The following is a 20,160-nucleotide window of genomic DNA, read 5'->3' as shown; positions in this document are numbered from 1 at the left end:
TTAATGGATAGATTAACATGCCTTAAAGGTTACAATTGTTGTGAATAAATAAAATGAGTTTGTGGACTACTAATTAATTAGCTTTTTAGTCACCACACTGCCATTATCTAGTTTTATGGCAGCGATATAAATACCATTTGCGAACGCAAATTGTGTATCGAATGAATTTGTATGGTCTTCTATCGTATAGTTTATAATTTTCTTACCATTCATGTCAAAAATCTCAATTGATTCTAAATTACTATCAGACTTTACATGAAACATGGCATTACTAACATAAGCAAAGGTGTTTGACACAGTGTTCTCATTTACAGAAAGCGTTATAGATGGTGTATATCTTAAGACAAAACGATCGTTAAATTCACCGGCTTCTCCTGTAAACGTATAAGGCGACGCTCTTAAATCGTGAGTTACATTTGTATAGGTATCTTCTAAGTATATGTCTTGCTCTTGGTCTACAAATAAGCTTCCTTTTACGTTACCAATGGCAATAGTATAAATTCCACTTTGTGTTAACTCAATACCTAGAGGTACTGTATTAGTATCTACAAATGGTAATGGCAATCCTTGGATGACTAATTTTTCATCTTCTGAAATTAAAGAGTATAAGTTGAAGCCTTCATTATTAGTGTAGGCATCGTAAAGTCTATCTTTTCCTTCAGTAGCACCTTCTGCATAACCGATTAATGTACTCATAGCATGATTATCTTCATTAGCTAAGCTTAGCCATACTAATTGCTTTTCTTGAGCTACAGTTTCTTCTGAACTATTTCTGTAAAACTGTGAGTTATCATAAGCAACTATATTATTATGACGCATTGCATTGGTGAAATTCACAGAATTCTCAGTATCTAGTGCGTCATCATCAACTCTTACAAAAAAGGCTTGCCCTGAAGCAATTTCCCCATCAAATGTGTTAGATGGATCTGGAGTTGAAGTTCCTGTACTATTGAAAGTAATATATTGGTTCCCATAATTCACACCAAAGTCATCGTAAAATGCATCGTCTGCTCCTGTAACATCAAACAGACCTGTATCATGCGTCCATATATCTACACGGCCTTCAAGATTTGTATTAGCAGTTAAAAAGGTTTCCGCATCTATGGCAGAAGGATAAGGATTACCAATTAAATTCCAACTACTATCATTATAATCCATACTTTCGTATAAATTCGATTTTTCAACACCAACACTAAAAGGTCCATTATTTGGCTCTCCATAAAATTCGGTTGTAAAACCACTTAATTGACTATTAGCCACTCTAATGATATAACCTTCTCCTGGAGTCATTGTAGCATTAGCTGCAGACACCCAGTTACCTATACCTGAATCATTACTTACGGCATTTACATCCCATTGGTATGTTGGTGTGTTAGAAATGCTTGAGATATTAAAATTTGCTACGGGAGATGCCCAATACACATAATCATATTGGTTAATTTCACTTGCATCCAATGCTCGTTTTACTTTAATTTCTCCAACATTTACAACATCATTAATCTGTACTAAACTTGCATCGTCTTCTAAGGTGAAGGTTGCTTCAGGAACTTGATTTACAAGAATTATCTCATTACCAAATTCATCAAATTCTTTAACTTCTGCGACTTCTGGTTCTACAGTTAATTCATTGTAAAGCACCATCTTTGACCCTTTAGGCATCACAACATTAGCACCTGCAGCCACTTTACAATCACACCCCACTAAATTACCGGTTATAGCATAATCACCTGTATACACAAGACCTCTCTCTTTTTCTACTACTGCTCCATAAGGAGAACTCCAAGCAGATCCATTCCAATAATAAGGTGTACCACCTTCACTTATAGTCACAGGTAAAATTATAGACCCACCTTTAGTATTATAAACTTTAACCTTGTAAGTTCCTATATCCGTAGATGTCACACCAGAAACAGTTAATGAGCTACTTGTCTCACCAGGGATGTCTGAGTTATTCCTTTTCCACTGGTACTGCATATCTAAATCTGGATCACTAATATTAGGCGGATATATTGTACCACCTGCATCATCATCTATACCAGCATTAACAGTAAAAGTGATATCAGTATTACCATCTGCTTTACAAACATACCGCGGTAACAATGGTGGTGCTATAGGTGCCTTAATATCAAAAGCTGATTGATTATAGGCAATAAAGGCCATGTCTGCAGAACCACCTGCAACAGAATTTATATTCTCTACAGAACTTAGGTTGCTACTATCTAAATCAAAATCCTCCAAATTCAAGCCAACAATCTTGATAAACCTGTATTCATTATTTCCAAATGTTCTAGTTTGCGGGTTTGCTGTATTTATATCGGCACCGCTTGGGAGTGTATATAAGTCTAAACCCCATCTTCCCAAATTATTTGTACCATTATGCAAATATAGTTGCACTGGGGTTCCTACTACATTCCCCAACTCATCAGCATAATAATAATTATCCCAACTACCTGAATCTGCTATTTGTGTAATAATTAAATCTGGTACGCCATCTGCTACAGCACCAACATCACCATTTCCACTAAAAAAACGAATAGAGGCCGATTTATTGTAATTAGTAACCCCTGTTCCTAAATCTAAACCATTAACCCCATCTACCATTACCTGAAAAACAGTTAAATCTAAAATATCTGTTGACGTAATGGTAGTACCTTCATAAACAACACCGTCAACCAAATCTCCAGTTGCTATAAAATTGGCACCGTTATTAATAGTCCCCGTAATTCCATTTGTAGAATATGCTTTAAACACTTCTTTACTGTAGGTAAATCCGGGGATGTTATCTAATAAATCGTCATCAACTCCTGTAGAATAATATACTCCATTATATTCAAAAGCCAATAGTTCATGACTATCATTAGGGTAAGTACTAGAATCTCCATATGTGTAATCAGTAGAAGACATCCAGTATCCTTGATTATCATAATTCCAATTGGTAATAATACTTGTTATCTTCTTAAAATACTGAGAGTTACTACTATTATTTTCATTATTCTTTTTCAACTTAGCTCCTACATATTCAAATTTCACCTGATTTCCCGGTGCATTAGAACCTTTATAGACATTTTGGCTATTTATTTTCAATGCTTTATCTATAAGAATTGCGGTATGAACATCTCTAGTAATCTCAAAACTTAACTCCGTACCATCGGTATTTACCGATACCGACCCAGTCGAAATATTATCTATTGAAACAGTTGTAGAACCTGAAAATCCAGAACCAATAACTGTGATTACACTACCTTTAGTAACACGTGTAGGAAAAACATCAGTAACAACTATTTGCGCATAAAAAGACATGCTTAACAACAGTAAAAACGTAGTCATTACTTTTTTAGATGAGACGAAAGATAAAATTGTAGTCATAGGTTATTTTGTTTAAAGTCTTTTGAATCTATACTAACATTAAAATTAGGTCTAATGATAAATATCTATTAAGTGTAAATTTGGGTTTAACACTGCAAAAATGCTGCAGTTTAAACGATACTCAAAAAATATTAGTTAACGTGTAGGGAATTCCCTTTTAATTGCACTTTTTAACATGGTAACTCACACACTCGGTGTGATTTACAATTGAACACAATCAATTTATTTTAGTCATTATTTTTAGATTATTTGAAATCTTTTTTATAGCAGTAAATTTTAGTCTACCTTAAAATCATTATATAAAAACAGTATAACTGGGTATTCGTCATTAACCATTATACCTAATGCCATCACATTTAAACACTCATTGTTATTTCCTAACACTATTTACACTTGGCACTCTTATTTGCAGAGCATCATTAAACTTTATAGAAACTTTGCTAGTTGTAATCCGTTCGGAAAATCCATTATTAATAGTGTATGAGCCTACTAAGCATGGAATTATCAAAAACAAGGCGAAAACAATAAATTGTAGCACACCATAATGTTCAGAAATACTAGTAGGTTGTAACCTCATAAGTATAATACTTATTGAGTTTCACTATAAATTATATTTTAACGAAACAGTTTTATTTCTTTGAGGGAAGGCAAATATTATAAAATAAACTTGAATTAAACAAACAAAAACACGACAAAACGCATCAAAAATTCGATAAAGAGTAAATTAACATTGTTGTAAGAATAAAAATAATGGAAACGAACCATAATTTTATCAGTTATAAAGAAAAATTTAACCTTAATAATTTGACTAAAAAGTCTTGGATTTAAATGTGTAGATCTAACAATTAATTACGGTATAACCGTTAACATTCTAATTAATGAAATTTTAGTAAAACTAAATGGCTTCAAATAACTTTCCCGGCAAAGGTCTTATTACTCCTTTCAGTTCCATATTAAGAAGTAGTCCGGCTAATTTGTATGTTGGCATTTCACATCGTAAGGCAATAACATCTAATATGGTTTTATTATTCACTTTTAAAAAATTATAAATAATTTGTTCATCGGTTTCTAACTCTACACATAGTTGTTGCTTTTACAGTTGGTTTCTTGCTAGATTCCAATTCCCAATTTAACATATAAGGCACATCCAACGGATGAGATAATAAATGTGCTTTCTTGAGTTTTATCAGATTATTACAACCAATACTTTGACTATCCGTAGTTCTTCCTGACACAGCAAACACTTCTCTATTAGATGAATTAGCTATATCTGGAGTGACTAAACTTCCGCCTTTTTCTGCTGATTCAATAATAATAATAGTGGATTCATTGAGACCTGCAATCAGCCATTTTCATTTTAAAAAGTTATTCCTGAAAAGTATCCGAACCCCAAAAGTCAGTATAGACACCGCCATGATTTATAATATGTGCAACATACTTTTTGTGTACTTTAGGATAACTTTGGTTGAGTACAGAGAGCCTAAATTTTAATAAAAAAAAGACCTCTATGAATTATTCATAGAGGTCTTTTTTTTGTGATTAAACTAATCGTCTAGTTAATAATCTTCTTTGTTACAATAATATTCCCTTCTAAAGTTATTGAGACAAGATATACACCTTTAGAAAATTGAAAATCTTCGATCATAACATTATGCTGATTATTAGATGTGTAAGCGATTATTTCTCTTCCGTTTAGGTCATATACATTAACCGCTTTTATACCTGTATTAGATCTCACATTTAACAGGTCGTCTTTAACAAAAGCAAATGTGTTAGATGCTAAAACATCGCTAACAGAAAGTAATGAGGTTGTATATTTAAGAATGAAACGGTCGTTAAATTCACCGGCTTCTCCTGTAAACGTATAAGGTGACGCTCTTAAATCGTGAGTTACATTTGTATAGGTATCTTCTAAATATATGTCTTGCTCCTGATCTACAAATAAGCTTCCTTTTACATTACCAATGGCAATATTATAAATTCCACTTTGTGTTAACTCAATACCTAGAGGTACTGTATTAGTATCTACAAATGGTAATGGCAATCCTTGAATCACTAATTTTTCGTCTTCTGTAATTAGAGAATATAAATTAAAGCCTTCATTATTAGTATACGCATCGTAAAGTCTGTCTTTTCCTTCAGTAGCACCTTCTGCATAACCGATTAATGTACTCATAGCATGATTATTTTCATTAGCTAAGCTTAGCCATACTAATTGCTTTTCTTGAGCTACAGAAGTATCTACTGTTCCTCTATAAAATTCATCGTTATTATGAGCCTCATAATTATCATGACGCATTGCATTATTGAAACTTACAGAAGGTGACCCTGTAAAATCATCTAACACCTGTACAAAAAACCCTTGACCAGAAGCGATCTTTCCTTTAAACTCATCCGAAGGGTCTGAATTGCCCATAGCGTTGTAAGCAATATATTGATTGCCATAATTTAATCCATAAGTGTCGTCATTGTCATAGAAAGGATCATCTTCAGAAGAAGAAGCGGGACGAGTATGCGTCCACAAATACACACCACCATCTATACCACTATCTACTACAGAACTATTATGCGTTAAAAACTCAATGGCATCTATTGCCGAAGGATATGGATTTCCAATTAAATTCCAATGTTTATCAATACTGGCCATACCAGAAGACCCTGAATTAGGTGTTTTAGAAATTGCTATATTAATATCACCATTATTTGGAACACCGTTAAACGTTGCTGTTACATTTGCACTTGAAGGCACCCTAGCAATATACCCCCTACCAACAGACATAAATCCATTTGCTGATACCCAATCTCCTACGGTGCTGTCATCAGTATTACCATTTGCTATTTGAGGATTCCATTCATACTTATTACTACCAGGAATACCCGCTATACCAAAACCTGCTACAGGTGACGACCAGTATACATAATCATATTGATTTAAATTATCTGCTTCACGCTTTAACACAATGTCACCACGATTAGCAACATCATTAATTTGCACTAAGCTAGCATCATCTTCTAAGGTGAAGATACCTGCTGGAATTGTTGCACCTGTTGGATTTCCATCTATGTCGGTTTCAAGTATAGAATCCTCCACAGTAAGTGAATTATAAAGTGTCATTGCATATTCTTCACCAATTGTTACATTTTGCCCCGCTGACACTACACAATCACATCCTTCAACACCTTCAATAGCTCCTATAACTTCTAAGTCATTAGATACAGCTGTAAATCTTAAACTACGATCTCCATCAGGAACAGAAATATTATTGTCTGTATAAACTGTAGGCAATTCCCAAATTTTATTTGTATCATCCCAATAAGTAGGTGTACCACCTTCAGTTATTGTAAAAGGTAAATCTACAGCACCATAAGTATTTTTAACCCTAACTTTATAAGTAGTCCCTTCTAAATCTGTGCTAGATACTAAAGCAGCAGGTATAGTATATGTATCAGGCACGTTATATGCCCCCTCTGTTTCTAATACCTCTACATTATTTTTAAACCATATATAAGTAATTTTTTCTTCAATATCTGAAGATGCACCTCCTTCAATTCCTCCTAATGCTGTAAAAGCAAATACACTTGATGGAAACCTACAAACAAACCTCGAAACTGGAGATTTTAAAATTTCTGGAGATTTTATATCAAATGCAGACTTATTGTAAGCTATAAAAGACATATCTGAAGACCCACCAGCTCCCATATTAATATTATTTACTCTTTCAATAGAATTAAAATTATTAGTAATTTCTCCTGAAACTTCATCTGTACTTGATGCTGGATCTCCATTAATACCAAAATCCTCTAAACTTAGCGCTGCCATTCTAAACCCCCTACTTCCAACACCATTATTCAAAGTTATTGAGGTTGATCTAGAAGTTTCAAATGTTGCTCCAGCGGAATGATCTAATCGATAAAAATTTGTTATCCATTCATATAGCCTAGTATCATTAGTATTTTTAAATTCAAGTTTAATCGGTCTACCTACAACATTACCATATAAATCTGCATAATAATAAACATCAGTTCCTCCTGGCTGTGCCATTTGCGTGATTAATAAATCTGGAACATCATCATTAAGAGCCCCTACATTTCCATTACCACTATAAAACCTTATGTCTGCCTGATTATTAAAATTCGCTATACCCGTACCTAAATCAAGACCGTTAGTACCGTCTATAATAACATCATAGACGGTTAATTCAACAGCATTATTTAACACACTTGAATTTATACGACCATCTATTTTATCTGCAAACCCCATATAATTATTAGAATTGGGTTTACCACTAACTCCGTTAGTAGAATATGCTTTAAAATCTTGAGCGATGTACTGAACACCTGCTGGCAGGTTAGCGACATCCAATTGAGTCTCTAATATTGAATCCTTAACCCCTGTAGAAAAGATAATATCATTACCTCCATAATTCATCTTAAACCCTAATAACTCATGGCTATCATTTGGCCAAGTTGCTTTTCCTGTAGCAGAACTAGAAGGATTCCAATCAGAAGATTTCCAGAAATTTACTCCATCTCCATTCTGATCCCAAGTCGTATACACTTCTCTAACTCTAATTTCATCGGGATCAGTAGCACTAACAGTTTTACTTGTCGGCGCAATATAATTCAATTGTGTAGACACATCAAAGGTATAAGGGAAAGCCCCCCCTGTTATTGAAAGATCTGCAGTTCTATCACCTCCAGTTACATTAATTTTAAAATTCATTTCCGTTTCACTAATAAACACCTTACTTCCAATACCCCAATTAGAAATTGCAATATGATCCTCATCCCCGTCAGTAAAACCCGTACCAATAATAGTGACAGTAGTACTTGTCGTTACACGAGTAGGAAAAATATTAGTTACTGTCTGTGAAAAAGATAAAGCACTCAACAAAAGTAAAAACGTAGTCATTACTTTTTTAGATGAAACGAAAGATAAAATTGTAGTCATAGGTTATTTTATTATAATTCTTTTGAAATGACATTAAGACTTAGTCTAATGATAAATATCAATTCAGTGTAAATTTGGGTTTAACACTGCAAAAATGATGCAGTCTAAGGGATACACAAAAAATATTAGTTGATGTGTAGGTAATTTCCCTTCAAGTGCACTATTTAGCATTGTAACTCACACAATCGGTGTGCTTTATAGCTGAAAAAACATGTTTTTTTAACCTTTATTTTAATAGTTATTTTTAGATTATTTAGTTTTTTTTTAGTAGAGGACTTCCTTTACTCAATCTGTTATTTAGTTCTGCTTCGGAGGCAAATACAATTCTATTAATTCGTATCACTACGATATATCGCCGTGCATATCAAAATGTAATGCCTCAATGACTTGAATAATATATAGGTTGTAATCCCATGAGTCGTATATCTATGAAGTTTTAACAAATAACTATAATTTGACAAAACTGCATTATTTAATGTATTGTTTTTGAGGGAAGACAACTATTCTTTGAGGGGAGACAAATATGCTAAAATAATTTCGAATAAAAAAAATAAAAACACGATAAAAAGTATAAAAAATACGACAAAAGACAAATTTACTGGTGTTATCGGCATAAAATCAACTTATGACCACATAATTTAGATACTAAAAAAACCTCTTATTCTATCTTTAGAGAGCGCTTCTTTTTAAATTGCTTCAAATAATTTACCTGGCAAAGGCCTCACTACACCTTTTAATTCCATATTTAATAATATGCCAGCTATTTTATAAGTAGGCATTTCGCAGCGTAGAGCAATAACATCTAACATTGTTTTGCTATTCTCTTTTAGAAAATTATAAATGATTTTTTCATCGGGTTCTAATGCTACAAATAGTTGTTGCTGAATCACTGGCTTCTTATCTGTTTCTAATTCCCAATTCAACATATAAGGAATATCTAATGGATTAGATAATAGATGTGCTTTCTGAAACTTTATTAAGTTATTACACCCTATACTTTGGCTATCTGTGGTTCTACCAGGTACAGCAAAAACCTCTCTATTATAAGAATTGGCAATATCAGCCGTAACTAAACTACCGCCTTTTTCAGCAGACTCTATAACAATAGTTGCTTCACTAAGTCCGGCGATAATGCGGTTTCGTTTTAAAAAATTATTGCGATCAAACGCATCCGTACTCCAAAAGTCAGTATAAAAACCTCCATGATTTTCAATATCTGCTACATATTTCTTGTGTACTTTAGGATATATTTGGTTGAGACCGTGCGCCAAGCACCCTATAGTTTGCAAATTATGTTTTACCGCAGCTTTTTGCGCGGTAATATCTGTTCCGTAGGCAAACCCAGACACAATTATGGGGTTAAATGGAGATAAAGCCTCTACTAATTTCTCACAAAAGGCGATGCCACTGGTGGTAATTTTACGCGCTCCAACGATACTTATAATACGTTGTTGCTTTATATTGATGTTTCCAGATTGAAATAATACAATAGGACTATCAATACAATGTTTTAAGCGTTCAGGATAGGTATCTTCAGTAAAATAATGGGCAGTGACGTTATTGTCTTTTATGAATTTTAATTCTTGTTCGGCTTCTTCGAGATGGATTTTATCAAAAAGACCTTGAATCGTAATGACACCCACACCATCAATTTTTAAAATCTTAGATTTCTTTTCTTTTAAAACTGCTTCAGCAGATCCGCAATGATTAATGAGTTTCTTAGCCGTTGTAGCTCCAATTTTTGGAACGTGTTGTAAAGCTAAAGCATAAATAAGTTGTTGATCTGTCATTGCGCATTATTACTTTAAAAAAAAAATCATCTGTTACGAATATAAATATTATAATCTTAAAACACCTGAGCCTAAACTATTTATAATTATCTATATTTAATCGATTTTAGATTACGCTTAACCTGAAACTGTGGTATAATTTACACATCCATTTAAGTAATTATTTACGTATACCCTATAATTTTAATATTGAATCAAAAGAAAATCAATTACATAAGTGACAATTTAATTCGATGTTAATAAATAAATCCAACTTAATTTCTTTCAGAATTAAAAATTTCTAACTTTGCTATTATGCAGTTAGAGACTTACATTAGCGACCTTTTATACCGATACGATTGTGTGACTGTTCCAGAATTTGGAGCTTTTTTGACGCGTCGTGTTTCGGCGAAAATACACGAAACCACACATACGTTTTATCCTCCCAAAAAAGCATTGTCTTTTAATGAGCAATTGCAGCAAAATGATGGCTTATTAGCCAACTATATTGCTGAGGTTGAAAAGATACCGTATAGCACAGCTTTAAATAATATTTCTAAGCAGATAAAGTCTATAAAAGCCTACTTAACTGAAGGTGAAACTGTTCAGCTTAAGAACATAGGTGAATTAGCATTAAATGCTGATGGAAAAATTCAGTTTGATCCATCTAGTCATATCAATTATTTGACTGACTCCTTTGGGTTATCTCACTTTTCATCTTCGGATATTACACGCGAAGTTTATAAAGAAACGGTTGAAGCTATTGAAGACGTTGCACCTATTATATTAACGCCAGAAAAGCGCTCTAACCGTAATTGGTTAAAATATGCTGCCTCAGCTGCTATCTTTTTAGGCTTAGTTGGTTTTGGTGCTGCGAACTATTACAACAACACAATTGAGGATCATAACCAATTAGCACAAGAGCAAGCGAATGAGCAACTCGATGCTAAAGTACAAGAAGCAACTTTTATAATCAGCAACCCATTACCTGCTGCCACATTATCTTTAGAAAAACAGAGTGGTAATTACCATATTGTGGCTGGTGCGTTTAGAGTAGCGGCTAATTCTGAAAAGAAAGTGGATCAACTAAGATCGCAAGGTTTTAAAGCGCGCCAGATTGGTGAAAATCGTTATGGTTTGCACGAAGTTGTTTATGGTAGTTTTGACACAAGAGCTGAAGCACAAAATGAACTTTTTAAAATTCGTCGTGAGCACAATCGTGATGCATGGTTATTGATAAAAAAACTCAAATAGACTTTTAAGATCCGAGTTTTAACAATGCTTACGTTTAGCTTAATGTAAATTACTATTACACAGCGACTCACGGAGTTGACGCGGAGATTTACATAGAAATAAATTAGATAGACTTTATTTAGAAATTTTAATAGTTTAATCTATCATTATTTTTCGCCGAGCCTTTTTTTCACTTTTCATTTTTTACCCATAATAATACTCCTTCGTCTTAAAATCGCTCTATCTTTGCACAAATTTTAATAATTTATGTCAACTAGAACCGCATCTCAGTCTAAAACCATTGTTACCGATTTGGTATTACCAAGCGAAACTAATCCTATCAATAACTTATTTGGTGGCGAATTATTAGCGCGTATGGATAGAGCAGCTAGTATTTCTGCCAGACGACACTCTAGACGTATTGTAGTGACGGCTTCTGTTAACCATGTGGCTTTTAACAGAGCTATTCCTCTTGGTAGTGTTGTAATGATTGAAGCTAAAGTTTCACGAGCATTTTCATCATCAATGGAAGTGTATATGGATGTTTGGATTGAAGATAGAGAATCTGGTGACCGCATTAAAGCCAACGAAGCTATTTATACCTTTGTTGCTGTAGATGAAACCGGACGACCTGTAAGAGTCCCTGAGTTGGTGCCTGAAACCGAATTAGAAATACAACGTTTTGATGCTGCGCTACGTCGTAAACAATTGAGTTTACTTTTAGCAGGTAAAATGAAACCTGATGAAGCTACTGAACTTAAAGCGCTTTTTGAGTAATCTTAAAACTTAGCTAACCAAGGTTCTGGATTCATTACTTGATCATTCTTATAAATTCTGAAACCTAATAACGATTCACCCTTTATTTTATTGGTAAATACTTCACCAATAACCTGACCTGCCACAACTTTATCGCCTTTTTTCACATTAACTTTAGAGAGGTTCATATAGACACTGAAATAAATACCATGTCTAATAAATACGGCAGGATTACCATTTTTAATGACCAATACTCTAGTTACTTCTCCATTAAAAACCGCTTTAACTCCAGATTTGTCTTCAGTAGCGATATAGATACTTTTATAATTCTGCGTCACTGAATTATCAACTAATGATCTTTGTTTTCCATACTTTACTTTAACAACACCTCTTGAAACTGGCCAACCTAGTTTCCCTCTATTGGATTCAAAATTTGCAGATAATAGTTTTGCTTCTGGTGTTTCACCATACTTACTCTTTGAAGACGTTTTACTTGATTCTTTGTTAGCTGCAGCAATAGTTTCTCTAATAATTCGATTTATTTCTTTATCTAAACGATCCGCTTCTTGCTTTTTCTTCTTAATCTGTGAGGCAAATTTTCCCATATCAGATTTAATGGAAGCCATTAAAACCTCTCGCTGTTTTAATTCACTTTCTAATTCTCGTTTGGCGATTCGGTTTTCTTCAATCAGTTTTCGCTTGTCGTCGTTTTGTTTGGATAATTGAATGTTCAATTCCTGCAATTCTTTTGTTTTGGTCTTAATTGCTTCACCTTGTTCTTTCTGATAGTCTCTATATTGTCTTATGTATTGAAGTCGCTTGTATGCTTGTTGAAAATTACTCGAAGACAGTAAAAACATCACTTTACTTTGTTCTGACTTACTTTTATAGGATTTAACAACCATTGCAGAATAGTCGTCCTTTAACTCTTGTAATTGGGTTCTTAGACTTGTAATTTCGTCTTGATTAGCATTGATTTCCCGAGTTAATAAGTTGGCTTGTTCGTTAGTAATTCTAATTAAGTTTTTTCTAACGTTTACTTTATAATTAATGTCTTCAATAAGCGTAATTGCTGATTTTTCCTCTTTCTTTTTGGTAAATAATAACGCATTAATCTGCTTAATCTCTCTTAAATTTTGCTGACGCTGTGCTTCTAATTCTTTTTGTCTATCGCTTTGAGCAAAAAGTGAAAAACTGGACATTAAAAGCCCAATTACTAAAATTATATTAAACCGATTTTTAGTCATTATTTGATTTCAATTTCTTTATAACCTGAAGGAATATTAAACGGAAAACGCACTTCATCATTCAAAGATACCGATTTAAATTCCATGGTAATAGCAACTTCATCAGTATCTTCAACCGCAATTATTCTTATATTTTCTGGAACAATTTGCTTATCTACTTCTTGGTAAGACGCATAATCCACTTGAAGCATTCTTTTTTCTAGCGTTTGTTGCATTTGCAGACTATCCATCTTAAAGTGCGAAGGATTAATTAAATAAAATAATTCTATCAATGCATTTTGATCTTTTGGACTAACGGCATAAGAATTATTATTAACCGATACTTGGTGAGGTTCGTCATTAAGATTGTAAATAGCCTGACCTAATAGAATATTTTGAACTTTCGTAAAATCGAGATCTATACCTACAACATCACTCAATAGCTTATAATCTCCATCAAAATATTCGTTATCTAGTTTGTTGTAAAACTTCACTTTATCTGGTGTAATCATCATACGCGCCATGCCTAAAATGGATTCACTTAACCAAATTACCTTATCTTTTTCTATTCTTAGTGTAAAACTTGCACCTTGCGAATTGTTATTTTGAGTTATATCTATTTTAACTCTAGCTTTCAACGTTTTAAAATCCGTATCATTCTTCTGATGTTGTTTAATCACCTGTTTTACCGAAAGTTTATCACTAGCCTCACCAGAAGCTATAACACGTTTCGTGGAACTGCAACTAAAAGCAAATGCTATTAGAATAACACTTAGCGTAAGTTTAAAATTTCTATATACTTGAGGTAACTTCATTACTTATTGGGCTTTTAAGGCTTTTGCCTTTTTAGCAAACGCTTCAGATTTACTAATATTATTTAGGGCTTTGTAGGCAGTACTTAATTCAGAATAAAAATCGGCTTCCATATTAGGGTTGTCAATTAAATAATCTAATCCCATTTCTAAACTATCAATAGATTTCTTCGGTGCGTTCAGATTATTATTAGCCACTGCATTTACTAAATACAAAATAGGTTGCGCAGGATATAATTCTAAAGCACGTTCACTGTCCGTTATAACAGAATTATAGTCCTTTATATCTAATTGAAGTAATAAGACATCTTTTATTAATTTAAAGTCTTTAGGACTTTGTTTTAAAGCTTCTTTAAAATTTGATAAAGCCTTTGCTTTATCACCTGCTTTTAAATAATAGTGCCCTAAATCGCTATGTGTTTGCGCATCTTTATTACCGTCTATAAGCGATGTTATATCAATTAGATCCGTTTCGTACTCAGGATTTTTAGCGACAAAAGCTACAAAATCTTTAAGCACTTTGGCTTTAGCATCTGCATTGATTTCTGGACTGGTCAACACTGTTTTTACAGAATTGATGGCGGCATCCACCTTTTCATCTTGAAGATAAAACTTATACAAGGCTAAATGCACAAACTTAGAGTCTGGTTTTACTTTTAATAAATTTTGGGCAGCTTTATAAGCGTTTTTATGATCACCTGTCTGACTATATCTGTAAATAAGCTTTAAGTGATTATCCTCATTATTGGGATTGTTAGCAATACGTTGTTCCAAATTTTCTATGCGATCATCGGCATTACCTGTGATGCTATAAATATCATTTCGCATGGCATCTCTAGATTCGCTCAATCCATATTCGGCATCTAACTCATCTAATAAATCTAAAGCGAGCTTATACTTTTCTTCTCTAACGTAAAGCGCTGCTAAATCTTCTTTATAATCGGGATGATATTTAACGAGTTGCTTAATGGTTTTTAAAGCATTCTTAATATCGTCTTGCTGAAAATATACATCGTAAAGCTCATCTAAAAACCAAACATTATCAGGCTGCATGCTAATGGCCTTTTTTAGATTCTCTTCTGCTGCTCCAAAGTTTTTGAGTTTGTTATAATTTTTACCGAGTTCAAAATAGATGACCGGTTTTTTACTATCGAGATTCAAGCATTTTTGAAGGGCTTCAACAGCACGATCATAATTTTCGATGCCTTTTTGCTTTAAGGCTTCAAAAAAATGCTCCTGAAATTCATCTTCAACATTACCTAAATCATCATCTGGTCGTTTGTTAAAATCGACTTGGGCATAGGTCGTCTGCGGAACGATTATCATTCCGAAGAGAAAAACTAATATCAAGATAAATTTCTTATTCACTTTGTTGTTGCTTTAACAAGTCTTCAATCATTTCAAACTTTTCTAACACTTCAAATTTCTCACAAGAGGCCTTCATTATATTTCTAAAATAGTTAGCTTCTTCTGGTAAATTGTTCCCAGCATTATCAAACGTATTTTTATCAGGCCATTGTGCATATGCAAAGAAGTTTAGGGCATCCTTTTTATGTAATCTAGACCCTAAACTTCCTTCGTATTTATAAATCAATGTTGTTAATCCTTTCCAAGCTTCAATAAAGTTGATTTCTTGGTTGGGTTTTACTGTAATTGTGTACAATACGATATACATGATTACTGCATTTGAATAGCGAGATTATACTATTTCAATAATTATTCCATAATGGTGTAATCACCAATACTAATCTTAGTAAACTCACCATTATACTTTACATGATTACCAATCATAGCTTCATCTAAATTAGCGTTTTTAATAGTCGTATGGTTTTGTATTAAGCTATTTTTAACGGTTGTATTTTCTATTACACAATCTTTACCTATGGACACATAAGGTCCAACAGTTGTGTTTTTCAAAACCGTTCCTTTTCCGATATAACACGGCTCAATGATTTTTGAATTTTCTAAAACGACAGAATCATCAATTAATTGCTCCTCATTATCTGCCTTTAAAAACCCTAACATTTTAGCGTTGGTTTCTAGAGTAACAGCTTTGTTTCCACAGTCCATCCACTCGTCAACAGTTCCTGTTTTGAAGATTTTTCCGTCTGCCATCATGCGTTTAATACCATCATTAATTTGGTATTCTCCGCCATTCATCACATTTTCATCTAAAACCTCTTGTAATTTCTCTTTTAAATCCGCTACATCTTTAAAATAATAGATGCCTATTACAGCTTGATCACTTACAAAGGTTTCTGGTTTTTCTACTAATTCAACGATGTTTTTGTCATCATCTAATTTTACAACACCATAGGCTTCCGGATTGGCAACACATTTTGTCCAAATGACACTATCTGCTGTTGGATCTAAATCGAATTCCGCTCTAATCAATGTATCTGCATAAGCAATCACAGCAGGACCAGATAACGAAGGCTTAGCACTCATAATAGCATGACCAGTTCCTAAAGGCTGATCTTGTCTGTAAATGGATGCTTTGGCTCCTAAGCCTTCCGCAAGTTCTGTTAAACTATCTACCACATCATCTCCAAAAAATGCTGGATCACCAAGAACAAAAGCAATTTCTTCAATAGGTTGCTTTAAAACTTTAGCGATATCCTTAACTAAACGATGTACTATCGGTTGACCTGCAACAGGAATTAAAGGTTTTGGTACGGTTAAACTATGTGGTCTTAGGCGAGATCCTCGCCCTGCCATTGGTACTATTATTTTCATAACATATGCCTGCGAAAGCAGGTATCTTTTTAATATTAAACTTAATTCCTAAAAAAACAGGACTCTATCTATTTATCTCTAATTTTATTAAAATTCAAATTCCAGTTGGTACTTAAATCAGACCAACTTGGATTCATTTCTTCTATTAATTCAACTTTCCAAACTCTTTTCCATTTTTTAAAGTTTTTTTCACGCTTTTCAGCTTCTTTTCCATTTTCAAACTCTTCAAAATAAACTAACTTATCGCAATTATACTTTGCAGTAAATGATTTAGGATAAACTTTTAACTTATGTTCTTTTACTCTTTCTTCAATATTATCTGTTACTCCTATATAAATTACTCCATTTGGCTTGTTTGCCATTATATAGACATACCAATATTTCATGCTATTTTATTCTGAGATTCCCGCGTTCGCGAGAATTGGTCATCCAACTCCCGTGCTTCCAAAACCACCTTCTCCTCTATCGGTATCAGATAATTCTATAGAATCTATCCATTCTGCACGTTCATGTTTGGCGATGACTAGTTGTGCGATGCGTTCTCCATTGTTAATTTCAAAATTTTCGTTGGATAAATTCACTAAAATCACGCCTATTTCTCCTCTGTAATCGGCATCTATAGTTCCAGGTGCATTTAATACCGTTATTCCTTTTTTAGCGGCTAACCCACTTCTCGGTCTTACTTGTGCTTCTGTACCAACCGGTAATTCTATATACAAACCAGTACCTACAATACTACGTTCTAAAGGTTTTAAAATTCTAGATTCTGATAAGTTAGCGCGTAAATCCATACCAGCAGATGCAATGGTTTCGTAATGCGGTAAGTCGTGATTGGATTTATTGATTATTTTAATTTTCATAAACTAAGTGTATTCACTGTGCTAAAAACAGGTTAATTTCTTTTTAATAAATGCCTCAACTCTTTTTTCTCAAGCTGAAAAACAAGGGTTAAAAATACGATTAATGCACCAATTCCAATAACATAATTTCCTCTAAAAACATAGAAGTATAGCATTGAAAATGCTGTTGAAAGCCCAAAATACAGTACTATCTTTTTGATATTGTAAGGAATTGGATAGTATTTTTTTCCGTAATAAAAGGATAACAACATCATTATTAAATAGGCTGAAAGAGTTGCAATCGCTGAACCTTTAAAACCAATAACAGGAATTAATACATAATTTAACACTAAAGTCGTAATAGCACCGAATATTGAAATATAAGCACCAAACTTCGTCCTATCGGTTATTTTATACCACACTGAAAGGTTGTGATATATGCCCAAACAAAAATTAGCTAAGAGTATAAAAGGTACAATCCACATGGCTTCGTAATACGCTTCACTGCGAATGATAAAAGGTTTTAAAACATCTGCAAAAACCACAACACTTAAAAAAATCACTGAACCAAAGGCTACAAAATACTCCAAGATTCTCGCATAATTCTTCTGTGGATTCTCAGATTTAGAATGGCTAAAAAAGTAAGGTTCTATTCCTAAACGAAAGGCAGTGGCAAACAACGTCATAAATAACGCTAGCTTATAGCACGCAGCGTACATACCTACTTGTTTTTCGGCTACAGCAGGATCTAATAGATAATCTAATAGAATACGATCAAAGGTTTCGTTAACCGAATAGGCCATTCCTGCAATAAGCACAGGCATGGCATAACGCATCATTTTTTTCCATAGCACAGTATCGAACTTCAATTTAATTTGAGCGTAGAAAGGAAGTAATATAAGAAGTGTTAGCCCACTTGCAATTAAGTTGGAAATAAAAATGTAACTGATTTCGAAATTAGGTTTATAAATAGGGTCAAAAACAGAATGACCATCCGCTAAATCCTTTAAATATAATAAGAGGAAAACATTGAGTCCAAGATTAACAGCAACGTTTAATATCTTAATTATAGCGTATCGCATTGGTCGAGCTGTCGCGCGTAACCAAGCAAATGGAATAATGACCAAAGCATCTAACAGTAAAATGATAAATACTAAATTGAGATACTGAAGTTCTATATTGATGAGTGTTGAAATCTGATTTCTAAATAAAAAAGCAATTCCTAATAAGGCAAAGGAGCTTACGATTAATGAAATTGCAGATGTACTCGTTACTTGATCTTGACTATCCTCCTTATTAAAAAACCTAAAAAATGCAGTTTCCATACCATAGGCCAAAACAACATTAAATAATACAAAATAAGCGAAGATGAAAGACACACGACCGTATTCTTCAACCGACAACACCTTTGGATCCGTATAAAGAGGCACCAATATAAAACTCAACATTCTCGGTAGCACAGTTGCTAAGCCGTAAATAAATGTTTGTTTAAAAAGTGATTTGAATCCGCTCAAATTTATGGTGTTAATTTAGCTCAAAAGTATTGAAATAATCTTAAAAGATTAGCTATTTGTATCCGTGATTACTAGAACGCATCAACATAGTTGTAAAGTATAGAATGTTACTCTAATTTTTAACAAAAAAAGTCTTACTTATTTAGCAAGACTTTTTAATATGTTTTTGAATAGTATATACTATTTATATTCCTTTGTAAAAGCAACAACCGTTGACAATGTATCGTCATTTATAGAAGATGGGGCCGTTTTCATAATGTGTGCCTGTAACTTCATTAATATCTCTGGTTTTGTCGGCTACCCCATTTTTTCCATTGCCAGCAACATTGATACCAGCGTAACTTTCTTGTAAAACAATTGGTTCAACTTTAAAAACTGTAGGAGATTCAAATGGAGAGGTTTCGTTTTTTGAATTAGTACATTGATATGTTAGCGACAAGACAATAGCTAAAGCACTGACGTAAGACGCCCTTCTTAGTAGTTTCATTCTAATATAGGTTAAGTTTGATAGGACTAATATAGAAAAAATAATGAAAATATACCTTTTAAATTCATAATAATCAGACCAAAAGACTTTAAAAGTAAGAAATATACTATATAATTCGGTTTATGCAATCAACTATTTCATTTGTAGCTCTTATTTACCCCATAAGTTGCTTTATCTGAAACAGTTCTTTTTGAATTCTTTTATAAATTAAAAAAACTCCTACAGTAATTATTACTAACCCTAATACCTTGATGTATATATAAAATCCTTTAGCAAGTCCTGTTTCAAAAAATGATAAAAGCATTGCAACACTAATGATATAACTTACAAGAATTCTTGGAGTACAAAATATATTGCGTTTGAAGCCTCTTCTTGTAATATCAAGTTATCCCATACCTTAATGAACACTTCTTGAGTTGAATCTTTGGCTTGAGGTTGATTCCCATTGAATTCCCATACATAAGCGCATGA

The 20,160-nt window shown here is 33.2% G+C and carries 14 protein-coding genes and 1 pseudogene; 2 read left to right on the top strand and 13 right to left on the bottom strand.

The window, feature by feature from the left end; genetic code table 11:
* Positions 1-69: 69 nt before the first annotated feature.
* The 4 genes and pseudogenes from HM986_RS05470 to dprA all read right to left on the bottom strand — a co-directional run bounded on the left by HM986_RS05470 (position 70) and on the right by dprA (position 10,107).
* Positions 70-3,366 (bottom strand): T9SS type A sorting domain-containing protein, encoded by a 3,297-nt coding sequence (locus HM986_RS05470; RefSeq protein WP_179334037.1) that lies wholly within the window; start codon positions 3,364-3,366, stop codon positions 70-72.
* An 895-nt stretch (positions 3,367-4,261) separates the two neighbouring features.
* Positions 4,262-4,836: pseudogene (locus tag HM986_RS05465) on the bottom strand (DNA-processing protein DprA); the annotation flags it as partial.
* An 82-nt stretch (positions 4,837-4,918) separates the two neighbouring features.
* Complete coding sequence (locus HM986_RS05460; protein ID WP_179334036.1) at positions 4,919-8,317, bottom strand: T9SS sorting signal type C domain-containing protein; 3,399 nt, start codon at positions 8,315-8,317, stop codon at positions 4,919-4,921.
* A gap of 686 nt (positions 8,318-9,003) precedes the next feature.
* Complete coding sequence (gene dprA / locus HM986_RS05455) at positions 9,004-10,107, bottom strand: DNA-processing protein DprA (protein WP_179334035.1); 1,104 nt, start codon at positions 10,105-10,107, stop codon at positions 9,004-9,006.
* 294 nt (positions 10,108-10,401) lie between these two features.
* On the opposite strand from dprA, the gene HM986_RS05450 reads away from it, so the two are divergent.
* The gene (locus tag HM986_RS05450) at positions 10,402-11,340 is read left to right on the top strand and encodes an HU domain-containing protein (RefSeq protein ID WP_179334034.1); all 939 of its coding nucleotides are present in this window, start codon (positions 10,402-10,404) and stop codon (positions 11,338-11,340) included.
* Positions 11,341-11,586: 246 nt separating this feature from the next.
* The gene (locus HM986_RS05445; RefSeq protein ID WP_179334033.1) at positions 11,587-12,096 is read left to right on the top strand and encodes an acyl-CoA thioesterase; all 510 of its coding nucleotides are present in this window, start codon (positions 11,587-11,589) and stop codon (positions 12,094-12,096) included.
* Positions 12,097-12,098: 2 nt separating this feature from the next.
* Here the strand turns inward: HM986_RS05445 and HM986_RS05440 are convergent, their stop codons facing one another.
* The 9 genes from HM986_RS05440 to HM986_RS05400 all read right to left on the bottom strand — a co-directional run bounded on the left by HM986_RS05440 (position 12,099) and on the right by HM986_RS05400 (position 19,689).
* On the bottom strand, positions 12,099-13,277 hold the full coding sequence (locus tag HM986_RS05440; RefSeq protein WP_246288453.1) for a murein hydrolase activator EnvC family protein: 1,179 nt from the start codon (positions 13,275-13,277) through the stop codon (positions 12,099-12,101).
* A 44-nt stretch (positions 13,278-13,321) separates the two neighbouring features.
* Complete coding sequence (locus HM986_RS05435) at positions 13,322-14,116, bottom strand: DUF4292 domain-containing protein (RefSeq protein WP_179334031.1); 795 nt, start codon at positions 14,114-14,116, stop codon at positions 13,322-13,324.
* Between the two features lie 3 nt (positions 14,117-14,119).
* Positions 14,120-15,463, bottom strand: a complete 1,344-nt coding sequence (locus tag HM986_RS05430; protein ID WP_246288452.1) for a tetratricopeptide repeat protein — start codon at positions 15,461-15,463, stop codon at positions 14,120-14,122.
* Positions 15,464-15,473: 10 nt separating this feature from the next.
* A complete protein-coding gene (locus HM986_RS05425) occupies positions 15,474-15,788 on the bottom strand; it encodes an antibiotic biosynthesis monooxygenase family protein (protein ID WP_179334030.1) in 315 nt (104 codons plus the stop codon).
* Positions 15,789-15,829: 41 nt separating this feature from the next.
* Complete coding sequence (locus HM986_RS05420) at positions 15,830-16,849, bottom strand: sugar phosphate nucleotidyltransferase (protein ID WP_179334029.1); 1,020 nt, start codon at positions 16,847-16,849, stop codon at positions 15,830-15,832.
* A 68-nt stretch (positions 16,850-16,917) separates the two neighbouring features.
* Complete coding sequence (locus tag HM986_RS05415) at positions 16,918-17,235, bottom strand: GIY-YIG nuclease family protein (RefSeq protein WP_178986355.1); 318 nt, start codon at positions 17,233-17,235, stop codon at positions 16,918-16,920.
* Positions 17,236-17,274: 39 nt separating this feature from the next.
* Positions 17,275-17,709, bottom strand: coding sequence for a dUTP diphosphatase (gene dut, locus HM986_RS05410; RefSeq protein ID WP_179334028.1), 435 nt, complete (start codon positions 17,707-17,709; stop codon positions 17,275-17,277).
* Positions 17,710-17,741: 32 nt separating this feature from the next.
* Entirely contained in the window at positions 17,742-19,202 is a 1,461-nt protein-coding gene (locus HM986_RS05405) for an oligosaccharide flippase family protein (RefSeq protein ID WP_179334027.1), read from the bottom strand.
* Between the two features lie 226 nt (positions 19,203-19,428).
* Complete coding sequence (locus HM986_RS05400; RefSeq protein WP_179334026.1) at positions 19,429-19,689, bottom strand: hypothetical protein; 261 nt, start codon at positions 19,687-19,689, stop codon at positions 19,429-19,431.
* Between the last annotated feature and the right edge of the window lie 471 nt (positions 19,690-20,160).

Origin of the sequence: Winogradskyella costae (genome assembly GCF_013403865.1) — a bacterium.
Classification (GTDB): Bacteria; Bacteroidota; Bacteroidia; order Flavobacteriales; family Flavobacteriaceae; genus Winogradskyella; species Winogradskyella costae.
Note: the sequence above shows the minus strand (reverse complement) of the source record. Positions and strands in the feature narration are given on the sequence as shown.

What these genes read in the sequence shown, in the direction of transcription:
- HM986_RS05415 (WP_178986355.1), bottom strand. Translation starts at nt 17,235, where the DNA reads ATGAAATATTGGTATGTCTATATAATGGCAAACAAGCCAAATGGAGTA.
- HM986_RS05440 (WP_246288453.1), bottom strand. Translation starts at nt 13,277, where the DNA reads ATGTCCAGTTTTTCACTTTTTGCTCAAAGCGATAGACAAAAAGAATTA.
- HM986_RS05470 (WP_179334037.1), bottom strand. Translation starts at nt 3,366, where the DNA reads ATGACTACAATTTTATCTTTCGTCTCATCTAAAAAAGTAATGACTACG.
- HM986_RS05445 (WP_179334033.1), top strand. Translation starts at nt 11,587, where the DNA reads ATGTCAACTAGAACCGCATCTCAGTCTAAAACCATTGTTACCGATTTG.
- HM986_RS05425 (WP_179334030.1), bottom strand. Translation starts at nt 15,788, where the DNA reads ATGTATATCGTATTGTACACAATTACAGTAAAACCCAACCAAGAAATC.
- HM986_RS05450 (WP_179334034.1), top strand. Translation starts at nt 10,402, where the DNA reads ATGCAGTTAGAGACTTACATTAGCGACCTTTTATACCGATACGATTGT.
- HM986_RS05400 (WP_179334026.1), bottom strand. Translation starts at nt 19,689, where the DNA reads ATGAAACTACTAAGAAGGGCGTCTTACGTCAGTGCTTTAGCTATTGTC.
- HM986_RS05435 (WP_179334031.1), bottom strand. Translation starts at nt 14,116, where the DNA reads ATGAAGTTACCTCAAGTATATAGAAATTTTAAACTTACGCTAAGTGTT.
- HM986_RS05420 (WP_179334029.1), bottom strand. Translation starts at nt 16,849, where the DNA reads ATGAAAATAATAGTACCAATGGCAGGGCGAGGATCTCGCCTAAGACCA.
- HM986_RS05460 (WP_179334036.1), bottom strand. Translation starts at nt 8,317, where the DNA reads ATGACTACAATTTTATCTTTCGTTTCATCTAAAAAAGTAATGACTACG.
- dprA (WP_179334035.1), bottom strand. Translation starts at nt 10,107, where the DNA reads ATGACAGATCAACAACTTATTTATGCTTTAGCTTTACAACACGTTCCA.
- dut (WP_179334028.1), bottom strand. Translation starts at nt 17,709, where the DNA reads ATGAAAATTAAAATAATCAATAAATCCAATCACGACTTACCGCATTAC.